At 65.3% G+C, this 16172-nt stretch carries 16 protein-coding genes and 1 riboswitch; of the genes, 7 read left to right on the top strand and 9 right to left on the bottom strand.

Annotated features, from left to right (window positions below):
• Window positions 1-73: 73 nt before the first annotated feature.
• The gene (locus ABHM97_RS00940; protein WP_349469243.1) at window positions 74-1120 is read left to right on the top strand and encodes a Gfo/Idh/MocA family protein; all 1047 of its coding nucleotides are present in this window, start codon (window positions 74-76) and stop codon (window positions 1118-1120) included.
• Here the strand turns inward: ABHM97_RS00940 and ABHM97_RS00935 are convergent.
• A complete protein-coding gene (locus ABHM97_RS00935; protein WP_349469242.1) occupies window positions 1086-1586 on the bottom strand; it encodes a hypothetical protein in 501 nt (166 codons plus the stop codon). The genes ABHM97_RS00940 and ABHM97_RS00935 overlap by 35 nt on opposite strands.
• 18 nt (window positions 1587-1604) lie before the next feature.
• The gene (locus ABHM97_RS00930) at window positions 1605-2798 is read right to left on the bottom strand and encodes a WXG100 family type VII secretion target (RefSeq protein WP_349469241.1); all 1194 of its coding nucleotides are present in this window, start codon (window positions 2796-2798) and stop codon (window positions 1605-1607) included.
• Between the two features lie 282 nt (window positions 2799-3080).
• On the opposite strand from ABHM97_RS00930, the gene ABHM97_RS00925 reads away from it, so the two are divergent.
• The 3 genes from ABHM97_RS00925 (at window position 3081) to ABHM97_RS00915 (ending at window position 5236) form a co-directional block, all read left to right on the top strand.
• On the top strand, window positions 3081-3803 hold the full coding sequence (locus ABHM97_RS00925; RefSeq protein WP_349469240.1) for a hypothetical protein: 723 nt from the start codon (window positions 3081-3083) through the stop codon (window positions 3801-3803).
• Window positions 3804-3890: 87 nt separating this feature from the next.
• Entirely contained in the window at window positions 3891-4442 is a 552-nt protein-coding gene (locus ABHM97_RS00920) for an RNA polymerase sigma factor (RefSeq protein ID WP_349469239.1), read from the top strand.
• Window positions 4439-5236 carry a hypothetical protein gene (locus tag ABHM97_RS00915; RefSeq protein WP_349469237.1) on the top strand — a complete coding sequence of 266 codons (798 nt, stop codon included), beginning with the start codon at window positions 4439-4441 and terminating at the stop codon, window positions 5234-5236. Before ABHM97_RS00920 ends, ABHM97_RS00915 begins: the two co-directional genes overlap by 4 nt.
• 148 nt (window positions 5237-5384) lie before the next feature.
• On the opposite strand, the gene ald is transcribed toward ABHM97_RS00915, so the two are convergent.
• Window positions 5385-6503 (bottom strand): alanine dehydrogenase, encoded by a 1119-nt coding sequence (gene ald / locus ABHM97_RS00910; RefSeq protein ID WP_235521093.1) that lies wholly within the window; start codon window positions 6501-6503, stop codon window positions 5385-5387.
• Between the two features lie 208 nt (window positions 6504-6711).
• Between ald and ABHM97_RS00905 the strand changes: the two genes are divergently transcribed.
• Both ABHM97_RS00905 and ABHM97_RS00900 read left to right on the top strand, forming a co-directional pair.
• Window positions 6712-7926 (top strand): PucR family transcriptional regulator, encoded by a 1215-nt coding sequence (locus tag ABHM97_RS00905; RefSeq protein WP_235521091.1) that lies wholly within the window; start codon window positions 6712-6714, stop codon window positions 7924-7926.
• 287 nt (window positions 7927-8213) lie between these two features.
• Window positions 8214-9608 carry an S-layer homology domain-containing protein gene (locus tag ABHM97_RS00900; protein ID WP_308194951.1) on the top strand — a complete coding sequence of 465 codons (1395 nt, stop codon included), beginning with the start codon at window positions 8214-8216 and terminating at the stop codon, window positions 9606-9608.
• 260 nt (window positions 9609-9868) lie between these two features.
• On the opposite strand, the gene ABHM97_RS00895 is transcribed toward ABHM97_RS00900, so the two are convergent.
• Complete coding sequence (locus tag ABHM97_RS00895; protein ID WP_349469236.1) at window positions 9869-11014, bottom strand: hypothetical protein; 1146 nt, start codon at window positions 11012-11014, stop codon at window positions 9869-9871.
• 2 nt (window positions 11015-11016) lie between these two features.
• Window positions 11017-11160, bottom strand: a riboswitch (cyclic di-AMP (ydaO/yuaA leader).
• A 263-nt stretch (window positions 11161-11423) separates the two neighbouring features.
• Here ABHM97_RS00895 and ABHM97_RS00890 point away from each other — a divergent pair.
• On the top strand, window positions 11424-12488 hold the full coding sequence (locus ABHM97_RS00890) for an ATP-dependent DNA ligase (protein WP_235521089.1): 1065 nt from the start codon (window positions 11424-11426) through the stop codon (window positions 12486-12488).
• A gap of 61 nt (window positions 12489-12549) precedes the next feature.
• Here the strand turns inward: ABHM97_RS00890 and ABHM97_RS00885 are convergent, their stop codons facing one another.
• The 5 genes from ABHM97_RS00885 to ptsP all read right to left on the bottom strand — a co-directional run bounded on the left by ABHM97_RS00885 (window position 12550) and on the right by ptsP (window position 16150).
• Window positions 12550-12813, bottom strand: coding sequence for a DUF6480 family protein (locus tag ABHM97_RS00885; protein WP_349469235.1), 264 nt, complete (start codon window positions 12811-12813; stop codon window positions 12550-12552).
• A 133-nt stretch (window positions 12814-12946) separates the two neighbouring features.
• Entirely contained in the window at window positions 12947-13750 is an 804-nt protein-coding gene (locus ABHM97_RS00880) for an alpha/beta fold hydrolase (RefSeq protein ID WP_349469233.1), read from the bottom strand.
• Window positions 13731-14129 (bottom strand): helix-turn-helix domain-containing protein, encoded by a 399-nt coding sequence (locus ABHM97_RS00875; RefSeq protein WP_235521083.1) that lies wholly within the window; start codon window positions 14127-14129, stop codon window positions 13731-13733. Before ABHM97_RS00875 ends, ABHM97_RS00880 begins: the two co-directional genes overlap by 20 nt.
• Window positions 14130-14153: 24 nt before the next feature.
• Complete coding sequence (locus ABHM97_RS00870) at window positions 14154-14432, bottom strand: HPr family phosphocarrier protein (protein WP_235521081.1); 279 nt, start codon at window positions 14430-14432, stop codon at window positions 14154-14156.
• 32 nt (window positions 14433-14464) lie between these two features.
• Window positions 14465-16150 carry a phosphoenolpyruvate--protein phosphotransferase gene (ptsP, locus tag ABHM97_RS00865; protein WP_235521080.1) on the bottom strand — a complete coding sequence of 562 codons (1686 nt, stop codon included), beginning with the start codon at window positions 16148-16150 and terminating at the stop codon, window positions 14465-14467.
• Window positions 16151-16172: the final 22 nt, after the last annotated feature.

The raw sequence follows: 16172 nt of genomic DNA, 5'->3' as shown, positions 1-16172 counted from the left end.
CCCTCTCTCACCCGGTGAGAGAGGGATCGCGGGAAGGGGCTGTTACGTGAGCGAGGATCGGTAGCCTAGGGGCATGACTTCCACGCCTATCCGCACAGCCGTTGCCGGTTTCGGGCTCTCCGGCAGTGTTTTCCATGCTCCGTTCATCGCCGCCAACCCCGCGTATGAGCTCACCGTCATTGCAACATCGGACGCGGCACGCCAAGCCAAAGCGAAGGACCGGTACCCGCAGGCAAAGATCGTCGACACTCCCGATGACATTCTGGCCCTCGCGGACCACTTGGACCTCCTTGTCATTGGCACACCGCCCGCAACCCACTACCCGCTCGCGAAAGCGGCGCTGGAAGCCGGCCTGGACGTCGTCGTGGATAAACCGTTCGTGGTCCACAGCAACCAAGGCGAGGAACTGATCCGGCTCGCGGCGAAGCTGGGTCGGGTGCTCACTGTCTACCAAAACCGGCGCTGGGACGCCGACGCCCTTACCGTGCAGAAACTGCTCGACGCCGGCATGCTGGGGACGGTGACCCGTTTCGAAGCGGGGATGGAGCGGTGGGCGCCGGCGATCGCGAAGGAATGGAAAGCCAGTGCCACGGCGGAGGACGGGGGCGGGGTGCTGTTCGACCTCGGCACCCATGTGCTGGACCTGGCTTTACGGTTCTTCGGGCCGGCGGAAGTGACTCACGCGGAGATCCGGGCCCGCCGCCCCCAGGAGAGCGCCGATGACGACGTATTCCTGGTCCTCGACCACAGATCGGGAGTGGTCAGCCACGTGACCCTCAACCTCAACAGCCAGCTTCCCGGTCCACGCTTCCGGATTCTGGGTACCCGCGGCGGTTTCGTGAAGTTCGGGGCGGACCCGCAGGAACCCTACTTGTCCGAAGGCGGGCTGCCCACCGACCCGGAGTACGGCGTCGAGCCCGCGCAAAACCATGGCACGTTGGCGGTAGACGGCGAGCGCACCACGGTCCCCACCGAACGTGGAGCGTATCCGGAGTTCTACCGGTTGCTGGCGGACAAGATCGACGACGGCGGTACGGCGTCGTCGCGTTCGTTGCCTGTTGATCCGGCTGATTCGGTGGCCGTGCTCAAGCTGATTGAGCAGGCCCGGGGGCTGGTGTGATGTCGGCGCTCGCAACCACCGAGTAGATCGCTTTCAGGTCCGCATCGCCCTGGCGCGGCTGGCAGCTTCCCGTCAGCTGGATGACATCCGCGGCAGCGTTTTGCTCAACCACGGTGACCGCGGTGAACTGCGCCAGGGATCCAGCCTGGGGGTGGGTGTAACGGGCTTCCCGCACGTGCCAATCCCGGCCGTTGATGGTCACCGGCTCTGTACCCAGAAGGACAGCTTCGGGCAAGGAACCCAGGAACTGGTCTACCGATGCGGCAATGTCCTGCAGCCCGTACCCGGGGCGGCGGCGCGAGACGGAGATGACGACGTTCGCGGTGTAATTTCCTTCCACGGCCGGTGCCATCAGCGCTCCGACTGCTTCGGGCACAACGTGCTGGGTCCAACCGGCCGGTGGGTTGAGTTTGATGGTGGGGTACGCGGGGAATGCTTCGGACGGGAAAACCTGCTGCGATGTCACGGAGAGCCCTTTCGGAGGCTAGTTGTTGACGAAGTCGATGAAACCGGTGACAGAGTCCATGAACCCTTTGGGGCTGAGCGTGATCTGGCCGCCTGCGCCCAGGCCCAGCTCTGCGGTGATCTTGGCACCTGCGCCGAGCGTAAGCCCGTCCTCGTCCAAGGAGACGGTGTAGTAGTGACTCTCACCTGCGCCCGCAGCAACTGTGCCGTTGAGCGTTATTTTCTGCCCCAGCACTTCCACGTATTGGCTCCCGGTCAGCTCAGCACCCGCTCCGGCGCTGAACGCGCTGCCTGTGACGTCCTTGTTCTTGACGCTGACTTCTCCTTCACCTGCGCTGGCCCAGGCGCCTGCCCGCAGCTCCCCGCCCTGGCCCACACTGAACAGGCCCCCGGCAAACTCGGTCTCATTGTCCGTGGTGATCTTTTGACCGGCGAACCCCTCACCGCCGCCGGAGAAGAGGAAGGGGCTGCTTGCGTTGGCATGGGCGCTGGCCTCTACCCCGGTCATGGCCCGGGTTGTGGAGGTGTTGGTGATCCAGCCGTCAAAGAACTCGGAACGAACCGTGGTGGTGTTCTCGGCCCCCGCAAACGCTTCACCGTTGGCGCTGGCGTGGGGGAGTCCCAGCCCGAACGGCACGCTGGCCTCAAACTCGCCGTTGGCGCGGGCTCCCACGAACGTTTCGTTGGTGACAGTGGTGTCCATGGGCCCGTATCCGCCCTTGGCCGTCCACGTCATCTGCCCGCCGGTGGATGCTTCGCCGGAGCCGCCCACTGCGATCCCGCCCGGTCCCATGGAGCCATGCGTTTCACCCGTTGCCTGGCTGTCGAAAGAACCCTCACCTTCAACTGTGACGGGGCCGTAGGTTGTGGGATCAAACGTGAAACCCAGTGTCCCTGAGCCGCTCCTGCCCTTTCCATCACCCAGCCCACGCCCCGGCCCGCCCAGGGAGGCTTGCTCCTGCTGTTCGGCATTGAGTTTCAAGGCCCGGGAGTTCTCCTTGAGGCATGCTGCTGCGGCGCCCAGCCGGCCCTGGAGATCACTGTGCCAGGCACTGCGGAAGCGGTCGGCGTCGTTGCCCCGCCAGTAGTTGCCTTGCTGGATCAATGCGTTGAGCTGCTGCCGCAGGTCACTGATCTTTTGGGCCTCAGAGTCCATTACTGCCGAAAGCCGCCGGAGATCTCCGACGTCGGCGCCCACCAATCCCTGTGCCATTACCAAACCAGTCCCATAACGTATCCCCTGAACGTAGCGACATTTGAAAACCTGCAGGCCAGTTTGGCGCCAGGCGTCTCCCGAGCATAACCAGTGCCAGGCAGGGCTGCCATGGGGAGAACTGCCGGTGTGAATAAAGCACGCCAAAAAAACTTTCAGCAGGTGCGTAACCTCGTCGCGGTCTCCAGCGATGTAGGGGGTGTACGGGTCATGCCCGTGCATTGATCATCCGGCAGCGACCCAACAGCTGCCGGGGCAATCCCAAGTTTTTCGGAGGGTTTTATGTCCTTGTTCACTGTCCTTGCCACCAGCAAAGTCGCCGCGGGCGTCCTGGCCGCCGGAGCCGTGGCCGCCGGCGGAACAGGCGTAGCTGCCTTCAACGGCGCGCTTCCCCACGGTTTCCAGCAAACGGCGCATGATTTTGTTGGCGCTCCGGCCCCGGTCGACGGGAACACCGCCAAAGCAGTCACGTCTGAAGCAGCCGCCGCGACCGAAACGGCCAAGTCCAAGGTGACTGACGCCGTCGGGACCGCGCAGTCCAAGGCCGCTGACGCTGCCGATGCGGGTCAGGCAAAGGCCGCCGACGCTGTATCCGACGCGAAGGCCACAGCCCAGCGCGCCCTCGCCACCTCACCGGAGGCCTTCGGCCTCTGCACGTCATTCCTCAATGGCGGACTCAAGTCCGACACCACGGTCCAAGGCTTCAAGTCCCTGGCGATTGCCGCCGGCGGCGATGCAAAGGTTGAGGCGCACTGCCAGGCCGTCGTCGACGCCGGTAAGGCTGCCGGTCTGAAGGTGGACGGCTCCGCGAAGGCAAACGCCGACGTCGATGCTGCCGCCACGTCCGGACTGCCGGCAACGCCTGCGGTCCCTGCCGTCCCCGCGGTTCCGGCTGCACCCGCGGTCCCCGCGGTTCCCGCCACCCCGGCTGCACCCGCAGTCCCGGTGCAGGTTCCCAGCCACGTTCCGGCCGTTCCAGGAGCTTCCCTCGATTCTGTCCGCTAAGCGGGCAGGGGCTACGGTTTAAAGGCGGGGCTCCTTGGCTTAGGACAAGGAGCCCCGCTACGTAACGTGGGATGGAGGCGTCCACGGGTGCTTAACCCTTTGGCTGATGAATATGTGCAGGCGGATCAGGACGACCCCGCGCTGCTCTTCACGGCTGCCTACAACAGCTTCGCGGGGCCGGTCTTCGGCTACCTCCGTGCCCGGGGTGTGGACGACCCCGAAGCCGTCACGCAGGACGTCTTCCTGGCCCTCCATCCGCAGCTCGAAACACTGCAAGGCGGGCTGCAAGGGGCAAAATCCCTGCTGTTCTCCATTGCCCACGCCCGCATGGTGGACCACTACCGCAAACGTGCACGAACACCCGCTTCCACGCCTTACGAGCAGGACCTGGATGGCCGGCGCGCCCCGTCGGCTGAGGACCAGGCGTTCGGGAGGGACGCTGGCCTGGGGGTCTCGGACCTCCTGGAGGGCCTCGCGGACGACTATCGGGAAGTGCTGGCGCTGAGGGTCATTGCCGATCTTTCCGTTGAGGAGACAGCGGCCATCATGGGCAAGTCGCAAGGAGCGGTGAAGCAGTTGCAGCGCAGGGCATTGGGCGCACTGAAGAAACGGGCACAACAAACGAACGGCACATCATGAGCGAACATTTTCCGCCCCGCGGGCGGCACGACGCGGAAGCGATCGACCACTTGTTGGCCGGTTCCGGGTTGGAGGGCGACGCCGGGGTCCGCGCCGAACTGCTCGAACTCCGCTCACTGGCGGCCACGGCGCCTTTGCCGTCTGAAGCCGTGCGGGCGCTGATGGTCCCGGCCCCCGCCGCACGCGCCGAACCTGCCGCACGCGCCGAACCTGCCGCCCACGACGAACCTGCCGCCCACGACGAACTTTCCGCACACGACGAACTTGCCGCGCGGAGACGGAAGAAGCGCCGCGCCGCCATTGCCGGCCTGGCCGTTGTTGTCTCCCTGGCAGGCGGTGCCACGGCTGCGGCCGCGTCCGAGGGTGGCATCCCGGGTGCTTTCCAGCATCTTGGGGCAGCCATCGGTTCGGTGGTTTCACAGCTGGCGCCCGGCGCGGGATCCGCTCCGAAACAGGGTGGCCCGGCGGGTTCGACCACTGAGTCGCCTTCCGGGGACGGCAGGCCCACTCCTGTGCAGAGCCAACCCGGCCAGTCGCCCGCTTTGCCGGAGCCAAGCGCCCATGAACGCGGTTCCCAGGCGCAACCCGGCGGGAGCGCAGCAACAAAAGCACCCAAGGTTCCCTCGCGGGGCGAGCCCGGCAATGGGGTCATTCCCACACCCCCGGCAGTACCCGTGACGCCTCCGGCCGTGGTTCCTCCCACAATCGACCCGGGAAAGCTTCGCCCATCGGACCTCCCGGTACCCGTTCCCATCCGCCTGGAACCCTCACCGCCCGTCATCCCCTCGAAGTGACAGAAAATGCCAATGTTCGTCAGGAACATTGGCATTTTCTGCCATGTCGGCACGCTTAAGCCACGACGGCACGCCTTAAACCACGACGGCGGGGTGCGGCTTCGTGTGGAAGCCGCACCCCGCCGTCGTGCGGTTGTGGTTTTGTCCGTTAGGCGGAAACCAGGCTGTGCCAGTCGTTGACGAGGGGCAGGTTGTGCGCCTCGGAAACGGAGTGGTGTGCCACATGGCCGGCGGCGATGTTGAGGCCGGCAGCCAGGGCGGGGTCGCGGTCGAAGGCGGCCTTGACGCCCAGGTTGGCCAGTGCCACAGCGTAGCGCAGGGTGACGTTGGTCAGTGCGTACGTGGAGGTGTTCGGAACGGCGCCAGGCATGTTGGCAACGCAGTAGAAGATCGAGTTGTGGACCTTGTACGTCGGTTCCTGGTGGGTGGTGGGGTGCGAGTCCTCGAAGCAGCCGCCCTGGTCCACGGCGATGTCCACCAGCACCGAGCCCGGCTTCATGCGGGAGACGAGCTCGTTGGTGACCAGCTTGGGAGCCTTCGCGCCCGGGATCAGGACGGAGCCGATCACGAGATCTGCGTCGATAACTGACTTCTCGATCTCGTAGGCGTTGGAGGCAACGGTCTTCAGGCGGCCCTGGTAGAGGGCGTCGAGTTCGCGCAGCCGGTTGATGTTGATGTCCATGATGGTGACATCGGCACCGAGGCCCAGCGCCATGGCCGCGGCGTTGGTTCCCGCAACACCGGCACCCAGGACAACAACCTTGGCCGGGCGCACACCCGGTACGCCGCCCAGCAGGACGCCCTTGCCGCCGGCCGGAGCCATCAGCGAGGAAGCGCCGACCACGACGGACAGGCGGCCTGCTACCTCGGACATCGGGGCCAGCAGCGGAAGGGTGCGGCCTTCCTGCACGGTTTCGTAGGCGATGGCCGTGACGCCGGAGTTGATGAGCTCTGCAGTGAGTTCGGGCTCTGCGGCGAGGTGCAGGTAGGTGAAGAGGATGAGGCCCTTGCGGAAGCGGTGGTACTCGGCCGCGATGGGTTCCTTGACCTTCATGACCATGTCCGCACGGCCCCAGACGTCATCGGCTTCGTTGACGATTTCGGCGCCGGCGATCGAGTATTCCTCATCGGTGATGCCCGAGCCGAGGCCTGCGCCGCGTTCAACCAGAACGGTGTGTCCGTGCGTGCGGAATTCGTGGACACCTGCGGCCGTGATGGCTACGCGGAATTCGTTGTTCTTGATTTCTTTGGGGACGCCGATGATCATTTGTGGGCTCCATCGTTAGCGGCCTCTTCGGCCGAAAATGTGTTGCGGGCTGTGATTCCAGAATAAATCCGCCTGTGAGGCAGGCGACATGAAAGCCCGGGCGACCAGTGAGGAAAAGCCCGGAAATTCAACGATCTTCTTCCCATGGGCTCGACATTTGTCGAGCACTCAAGCGTCAGGTGTCGCCTCCTGTTGGTACGCTTTCCAAATGCAGCAGGACGTGGAACAGATCGTAGAACGCGTCGCGTTGAAGCTCGGCCGCGGCTTGTCACTGGAGGACCTCGACGGCGTCCTCCTCGCCTACAGCTCCAACCAGTCGCACGCCGACCGCGTCCGTGTGAACTTCCTGCTCAGCAAGCGCGTCCCCACTGACGTCAGCGCCTGGCAACTGTCCCACGGCATCTCCACGGCAGTACGCCCGGTGGTGGTTCCCGCCAACGACGAACTCGGGATGTTAGGCCGGGTCTGCGTCCCGCTCCTGGTCCGCGGATTCCGGGTCGGTTATCTGTGGGTGCAGCTGGACGTTGAAGAGCAAAGCGCGACGGCGATACTCGCCGAACTGCCCGGCGTACGGGACGAGCTGGACCTGCTGGCGGGACTGCTCCTCGACTCAAACACGGCCGAATCAGAGTTTCGGCGCCGCCGCGAGCAGGAGTTCCTTTCGGCCTGCAACGGCGAATCCAACGCGGTGGCTGCCGTAGCCGGGTGGAAGGAAATCCAGGGGCGGGGTCCGTGGCAGCTGGTGACCATCCTCGACCCGGACGGTGCCGGGTCCGCCGTCGACCCCATCGCAGCAACCCTGACCCACCGCTCGGCGGCGCTGCAGTCCACGATCGGTGTCAACGCCGTCTTGTTCAGTGCCGGAACCGAGACGCATTCGGTGGTCCTGTTCCGGGAATCAGGCGGGAGGGCAGACCACGCACAGGTACTGGTGCACTACCAACTGGAACTCGCCAAGCGCGCCGGAAGGACGGTGGACCGCGTCATCCTTGGCATCAGTGAACCATTCCAGGTGATCCGGCAGATCTCCAGCGCCTACCGCCAGTCAAAAGTAGCTGCCCAGGCTGCCGCGGTTGACCTGCCACTGGGCGAGCTCGTGGAAAGCCGGGCCGTAGGGGTTTACCAGCTCTTTGATCGCCTTTTGGCGCCCGGTGGCTGGGATGACACCGGATCGGTCCACTACAGGACGCTGGAGGACCAGGACAGGAACGGCGAGCTCCTCCCGGTCCTGGAGTTGCTCTACGACAATGACAGTTCCGTCCAGGACGTCGCAGCGAAGCTCCATCTCCACAGGAGCAGCATCTACAACCGGCTGGGCCGGATCCGCCAGCTCATCGGGGCTGACCCGTTGAGCGGCGCGATCCGGCTTGAACTGCATGCGGCCCTGAAAGCACACCGCTGGGCACGGCGCCCCAGGATCTAGGTGGCCTGTGCCAGGCGGTGGAGAAGCGGTTCATGACGAATGGTTGGCCCACATCAGACGAGCGAGGGGGCCAAACAGGGAAAAGCCCCTTCATATTGGCCCGAGACCGGCTGGACCATTTCCGGAAGCTGGGCGAAGTGGTACGTTGCGGTTTGTCTGCTGTCCGCGGACGTCGTGTGGGGGACGGACTGCTCCGTCACTGGTAGACGGAAGGTCTGACATTGCTGAGAAAATTTCGAGGGTTGGCGGCAGGAGCGGTTCTGGCTTTGGCGATGGGTGCAACAGGCTTGGCAGCACCCGCAATCGCAGCGGACACGACCGTCACGATAGACCCAACGATTGCCGGGGAAAGCGTTTCTGCGAACGGTGCCCCCGTTACCCTGCCAGGGGGCGCAACGTCGCTCGTCATCAAACTGCCCGCGGATTCGGCCGATATCGTAGCCAAGGGCATCACAAGCCTCAACTACTACTTGTACAACGGCCCAAATAGCCACTTCGCAGATGGGTCGGTGAACATTGACCCTGTGCACCTCACGGTCACGGTACCCATTCCGGCGAACTTCGCTGGACACGCCCCGGCCGACATGACCTACTGCAAGAACTCGTTCAACGTCTGCGGCAACGATCCGACCGCAACCCACTACACGGGGTACGAGGTGATAGTGGAAAGCTACGCGGATAGCGGGACGACATATCTGCCGATCTTCGCCTCAAGCGGCCTGATACAAGGCACGGGGCCTGGTGCAGCCACAGTGCCGATCGATCTGAGCGCACCCTCGGCTGTCACGAACACGTACTACGCCATGAACGCCAAGACAGCCACGTTGGCTGAGGCATCCGACAAGCTCATTATCAAAGCCCCGGCGGGGTACTTCACCACCGGCCCTGCGGGAACCTGGTCCGGGGTATCGACCCGGGCCTTCTTGATCGGAGGTTTCGGTGTCGACGGAGACGTCGCACTTTCGGCCAACGGCGCCACGGCTGTCGTCACCGTCAAATCCTCGCACATGTGGTACTTCTGCCAATCCGGGGATTCGGACCTTGAGCTGACACTCGACGGTAACAAAGGCGGCAAGACGGCGGTCACGAACATTAGCGTGGGGGCGCCGGCCTGCACCCAATCCTTTAGCGATGTCCCGGTGAGCAACCAGTTCTACAAGGAAATCCAGTGGCTCGCGAACAAGAAGATCACAACTGGCTACAGTGGCGGTCTTTTTCTGCCTTTGAACTCTGTAAACCGTGACGCGATGGCGGCGTTCATGTATCGGATGGCAGGCGAGCCTTCCTTCACCGCCCCTGATATCTCACCGTTCGCTGACCTCAAACCCAGCGACCAGTTCTATAAGGAAATAACCTGGCTCGCTCACCAGGGCATCAGCACAGGCTGGGATGAAGGCAGCGGAATCCACACTTACCGACCAGTACAAGCCGTCAACCGTGACGCCATGGCAGCGTTCCTCTACCGCTTCAGCGGCAAACCCGCGTTTGCCCCTCCTGTGTCGTCTCCTTTCCACGATGTCGCCACCGACAACCCCTTCTACAAAGAGATCACCTGGCTCGCGGCGCAGGGAATCTCCACAGGCTATGCCGACGCCACATTCCGGCCTGTCCAGCCCGTCAATCGCGACGCCATGGCAGCGTTCCTCTACCGCGAAGACACCTGGAACCTAACTCGCCGCTAGACGGGGGTTCAGCGTGATGATGGGCTCGCTACGCAACAAACGGCGGTAGAACCTCCCTGGCATGGTGGGCCTGCTGGTGGTGCTTTCCTTGTCCGTCAGGCTGATCCTGAACTTTCCTCGCCGGAAGAAGCGCGCCTAGGAACGCCTCAACCGCTGGCAGCTCCACCGGCCCATCCTTCGCCTGAAGGTGGCGGTCCGGCTGCTGGTGCAGTACCGGCCATGCCATCCGATCGGCGTTGCCGTACGGGGCAGCCGGGTGCTCACTTCACGGCCTTCTTGGCGGCGTCCAGGATTGCGTCGAGGGCGGTCCCACTGGATTGCGGATTCGTTCCGGCGGAGGGGTTCCCGGTGGGGCGCGGCTTGGGAGTGGCCGTCGACGTCGGGGTGGGTGTTGGCGTGGGCGTCGGGGTGGTGGTCGGCGCCGGCGTGGTTGTCGGGGCAGGAGATGGCGCCGTGGTGACTGTATCGGCGGGCACATCGGTGGGGGCCGGGGCAGGCTGCGTCGGGACTGCCGCGGAGGCGCCCGGCGCCGGGTTAGCCGCCGACGGCGCCGCCGAAGGAACCCAAACCGGGGCCGCAAGCGAGACGTGCGGGGCCGGAACCGACGACGGCGACACTTCAGATGGTGCCTCCGGGACGGTCGCCGGCTGACCGGCTGCCGATGAGGATGACGCTGTTGGTGCTGCCGACGAGGCCGACGGGGAGGACGCGGTGGAGTAGGAAGCCCGAGGCCCGGGCGCAGCCGAGCCCGAATCCCTGTCCCCACTGGCGCTCGCATCCTGGGCGGGGGTTTCATGGCCGAAGAACGGCAGCTCAAGGGCCTGGCCGAGGCCTCCGGCCGTGAGAACCAGTCCTACAGCGCCGGCAACAACGGCCATACGCTGGCTCATGTGCTTGACCGATGCGGCCTTTCGAAGCACGGCTTGGGGTTCGCGGTTGAACGACGACGAAGAGCCAAAGCCGGTCCTGGCTGGGACGGGAGTAGGTGCCGGCCCGGCAATGTCCAGGATGGGGATGGCTGCCGTGGCGGGCTCCGAGGGTGCGGCCAGCTGCGTGTCCGGCTTGGGTGCTGCCGACGGAACGATGGGAGTGGCGGCAGTGGGAGGGCCCGGTGTGGTCGACCGCGGTGCCGCGGCCTGGGCGGCCTGCACTGCGGGGATCGCGGCGGTGGCCGGTTCTGCGGGTTCGGCTTCAGCCCGGGCTGCCCTTTCCCGCTCCGCTGCCCGGGCGGCCGCGCGCGTGGTGGGCTGGGCAGCAGCGGCGGGTTCCGGCGTCGTACTTGGTGCCTGAGGCGCTGTTGTTGCTTCGGTGGCGGATCCGCTGGGTTCGGCCCGACGGCGTCCGGTTGGCTTGGTGCGCTCGCGTTCGATGAGGGCGCGGCGCGGCTGATCCATGGTTGGGGACATGGTGGTTGCCTCTCAACGCCTTCGAGGTTAGCTGTCGGGTTCGGACGAGGCCGTCCGGCCGCCAAAGCGGCTTCACCCCGAGGACTTGGAAAGTCCGGGAACTTGTGGGTCCCCCGCCTCTGCCGCGGGTCTGGCGGATCCCGGATTGCGGCAGAGCTCGGCGTCAATCCGGAAGCGGCCCAGCGGAGATACGGGTCGCCCTACGACGGTACATGAGCCGGAAAGTAAAGTCACATTAATGTAACGGACGGTAGGTCGGGCTAAACCGGAGGCTCCGGGCGCCTAGGCTTCGGGGCCGGTGCGGGAGCCGACAGCTCGTACTGGATCTTCGAGCACTGCCGCCAACACGGCCAAGATATCCACCGCCTGAGACTAGCTTCGGCGTCCGACGGCAGGGTAGACATTTCCTATGGACCTGCCAGTGATGCCGCCCGTCTCGCCCATGCTTGCCAAGTCAGTTCCGGACATCCCCGATGTGGGCCACTACGAGCCCAAGTGGGATGGCTTCCGGACCATCGTTTTCAAGGATGGGGACGAGGTCATCCTGGGCAGCCGCAACGAGAAGCCCATGACGCGCTACTTTCCCGAGCTGGTTGAGGCGCTGAGGAAGAACCTCCCGGAGAAGTGTGTGATCGACGGTGAGATCGTCCTGATCGAGGGCAACAGGTTGGAGTTCGAAGTCCTCCAGCAGCGGATCCACCCCGCGGACAGCCGGGTCAGGATGCTCGCCGAGAAAACGCCGGCTTCCATGGTCGCGTTCGACATTCTTGCCTTGGGCGAGGAAGACCTGATGGGCAAGCCGTTCTCTGAGCGCCGGGCCATCCTTGAGTCCGCCTTGGCCAAGGCCGAACCGCCCGTCTATGTGACTCCGGCGGTAACAGACCTTGAGCGGGCCAAGGAATGGTTCGTGCAGTTGGAGGGCGCCGGCTTGGACGGGGTCCTCTCCAAGCCGCTGGATGGAACCTACCAACCCAATAAGCGCGTGATGTTCAAGACCAAGCATGTTCGGACCGCGGACTGTGTGGTGGCCGGGTTCCGTTGGCACAAAACTGCGAAGGTGGTGGGTTCCATGTTGTTGGGGCTCTACGACGACGCCGGTCGGCTGCACCACGTGGGGGTGGTGGCATCGTTCCCCATGGCCAAGCGGGAAGCACTGGTTGCCGAGCTTGAGCCCTACCAGGTGGACCTCGCTGATCACCCGTGGGGCGAGTGGGCCAAGCAGGACGAGGCGGCCGGTGGTTCACGGATGCCTGGTGCCCAAAGCAGGTGGAGCGGGGGCAAGGACTTTTCGTTTGTGCCACTGCGCCCCGAGCTCGTGATCGAAGTGGCGTACGACTACATGGAGGGCGACAGGTTCCGCCACACCACGCAGTTCCGCCGCTGGAGGCCGGACCGGACTCCGGAGAGCTGCACGTACGCGCAACTGGAGGAGCCTGCCGATTACGACCTCGGGGAGATCCTGAGCCTGCCGTAGCGCGTTGCCACCCCGCTGTTACGTTGTTGGCCCGCAACGTAACAGCGGGGTAGCGGCGAAATTACTCTTCGTGTCCTTGGTCGCTGCTCATGCTGCCTTCGGCCGGCGGCGTTTCGCCCGGGGGTACCCCTCCGCCCGGCTCCAATCCCGTGACGTTGCCGTCCAGGGGATCAGGGTTGGCCGAGGCGGCGGGATCGTCGTCCTCGTCCTGGCGCATGTCCGGGTCTTCGTGGATGCTGTCCGCATCGGCGGTGGTGTCGAAGGGGTCGGTCGCGCCGCTCACGCCGAAGGTCTGGGGATCGTCTTCCGGGTCATAGCTGGTCATGGTCAAACCCTTTCGTAAGCAGACTTACTATTCGCTTGCCTGGCCAGCCTAGCGCGATCCCGCCGGAGCCAACAAGGGGCACCCAACCCCGGGCTCCGGCGTCGTGCTCCGGCGCCTAACTGTGCTGTGCGGCCTAACTCCGCTGTGTGGTCGCGGCGACGAAGCTGCGGATGGCGTCCGCCACCGCTTGCGGCCGCATATGCTGCGCTACGTGCCCCACTCCGGGAATCTCCACCAGGCGTCCTCGGTCCACGGTTCGGGAGAGCCGGAGCGACCAGTCGGGGCCTGCCACCTGGTCCCGGCTTCCGCGCAGGACCAGCACGGGCACCTTGATGCCGGCCAGCCGCTTTTCGGTGGGATAGGCCATCATCACCGGGAGTTCGGTGAGGTACCAGCGGAGCCCGCAGCGGAAGTAGTCGGAGACGACGATCCAATTGGACGAGGGACTCTCTCGCAGGACGCCGTCCAAGGTAAGCGCCAGCGATTGCCGGAGGATACTCTTGTGCCTCGAGTCCACCACCGGCCCCATCAACACCAGGCGCTGGACCCGCTCGGGCGCATGCAATGCCGCTTCGATGGCAAACTGCACACCCATGGAATGACCCACCAGGACGTACCGATCGATGCCCCGGGACGCCAAGGCTTCTGCGATGAAGGCGCCGTAATCCTCCACCTGAAGCTGCCTGTCCGGCTTGGCCGTGCCCGCGAAACCGGGCAGGTCGAAAGAGTAGGTTGGCGCGTGGGCAGCGAGGACAGCGTGGAGCCGCGACAAATACCGGTGCGACACCCCGATGCCGTGGATCAGGACGTACGCCGGTTCGTCCCCGGAGCCAGTCGCGGGTGTCCCAGCGGTCCAATGGATCCGACCGGCCAGTCCCGAAACCTCGACCTCGGCAACCTCAAACGTCGGCCGCTGCCTATTCGCTGGTTTCGTCATGGTCCTCGGACTGCTTCTTTCGCTGCGTTTCAAGCCACTCCATGATGGCTGCCTGCCGGATGCGACGATGCGTGCCCCGGTACTCCACGGGAATCTCGCCACGATCGGTCATGTTGCGCAGATACGTGTGCGAGATGCCCGCGAGCTCCGCTGCCTGGGATGTGGTGAGCATTTCCTCCACGCTGCTGACCGTCACCGTATCGCCCCGGCCCAGCCGGGCAAGGAGGTCGACGACGGCGTCCCTCGCCTGATCGGGCAGGCGGTGAACTGTGCCGTCAACGAACACAGTGATGTCGTTGCTGTCCTGGAGGGAACGCGCGAGATTCCGGGCGTCGTCGGCGGGGAGGCCGGCCGTGACGCGGGGAGCTATCAGTGCCATGCCAGAAGCCTAGCCCGGAAGGACCTATTCCGCGTCCAGGTCCGTCTCCAGCAGCTTCACCAGTGCGTCCAGCGCGGCATCGGCGCCATCGCCCTCGGCCCGCAACACCACAACGTCCCCCTTCGCTGCGCCGAGCGTCATGAGCGAAAGGATGCTGGCGGCGTCGAGCGCGTCATCGGCAGGGGCGCCCTGCATGGCAATGGTGACCTCCACGGGCTGTTCGCCGGCTGCCTCTGCGAAGAGTGCGGCCGGGCGGGCGTGCAGGCCGGAGCGGCTGGCGATGGTGGCTGTGCGTTCAGGCATGGTTTTCTCCTGGTATTCCGGACGGATAGGGGCTAGAGCCCGAGCTCTTCAAGCACGGGAAGCTTGGCACGGACCCAGTCGCGCGCTTCGGTGGCGCTGGGAGCTGACAGGGCAAGGCGGGCCAGCTCCTGCGCCTGTTCCAGCGTGACGGTCTTCAACACGGTGCCGACTGCAGCGAGGGAGCGCGCGGTCATGGACAGCGTGGTGACGCCCAGCCCGGTCAGTACGACGGCGAGGGCCGGGTCCGCGGCTGCCTCACCGCAGACACCCACCGGCTTGTTGTTGCCTTCCTGGGCTGAACCTTCCACGGTGAGCTGCACTAGCCGGAGGACTGCGGGCTGCCACGGGGTGTTCAGTTCCGCGAGGGGCCCCAGTTGGCGGTCGGCCGCCATGGCGTACTGCGTGAGGTCGTTGGTGCCGAGGGAGGCGAACCCGACTTCGCGAAGGACGGTGGCGGATGTGAGGGCGGCTGAGGGAACCTCCACCATCACGCCCGGTGTCTTGATCCCGGCCGCGGCGCAGAGCGAAGCGAAGCGTCCGGCTTCGGCGGCCGTGGAGATCATGGGAGCCATGACCCAGACGTCGGCCTCGGATTCGGAAGCTGCCCGGGCGATGGCTTCGAGCTGGCGCTCAAGGACACCTGGAGTGGTGAAGTCCGTGCGGTAACCACGCACACCCAGCGCGGGGTTGGGCTCGGTGGCATCCGTGAGGAACGGGAGGGGCTTGTCGGCGCCGGCGTCCAAGGTTCGCAGGACCACTTTCTTGCCCGGGAACGCATCAAACACGGCCTTGTACGCTGCGGCCTGCTCGTCCACGGAGGGTTCGGTGTCGCGTTCAAGGAAGCAGAATTCGGTGCGGAAAAGACCTACGCCCTGGGCTCCGAGGCCGGCGGCTGCCACGGCATCCTTGGCTCCACCAACGTTGGCGAGGAGCGGTACCAGGTGGCCATCCGCCGTCGTGCCGTTTCCGTCGAATTCGGCGAGGGTGGCGGACGTTTCCGCCCAGGCGGTCGCAGCTGCGCGCTGTTCCTCACCGGGATCCAAGGTGACGGATCCCGCCGCGCCGTCCACGTACACTTCGGAGCCGTCGGCGATCGAGTCGACGCCGTGGGCGGCAACCACTGCCGGCAGGCCGAGTGAGCGCGCGATGATCGCGGTGTGTGACTGCGGTCCGCCTCCGGACGTTACCAAGGCGAGCACCACGGCCGGATTCAGCGTCGCGGTGTCCGCGGGAGCGAGGTCCTCGGCCACAAGGATGAAGGGGGTTTCGGAGGACGGGATGCCGGGAGCGGGCACGCCACGAAGTTCGGCCACAATGCGGGCCCGCACGTCCAGGACGTCTGTGGCGCGTTCTGCCATGTAGCCGCCGAGGTTGTGCAGCATTTCGGAGACGGATGCACCGGCTTCCCAGATGGCGCGTTCAGGGGAGGAGCCTGCATTGATCAGCTTGGCTGCCGATTTCAGGAGCATGGTGTCCTTGGCCATCAGGGCCGTGGCCTCCAGGACAGCTTTGCCATCGCCTGAGGCAGTGTCGGCGCGGCCCTTGAGTTCGTCGTGGACGGATTGGGCGGCCGCCTTCAAGCCGGCGACGGCGTCTTCCGGACTCAATCCCGCGGCCAACCGTTCGCCCGACGGCGGTTCGCTCACCGGCTTGGGCATCTGGCGGACGGAACCAATGATGCGGCCAGGGCTTACCCCTACGCCTTGGAAATTCTGCACTGAATCCTCTGTTCCTGCTTGT

The sequence above is a fragment of the Paenarthrobacter sp. CAP02 genome, assembly GCF_040137855.1.
Classification (GTDB): domain Bacteria; phylum Actinomycetota; class Actinomycetes; order Actinomycetales; family Micrococcaceae; genus Arthrobacter.
Note: the sequence above shows the minus strand (reverse complement) of the source record. Positions and strands in the feature narration are given on the sequence as shown.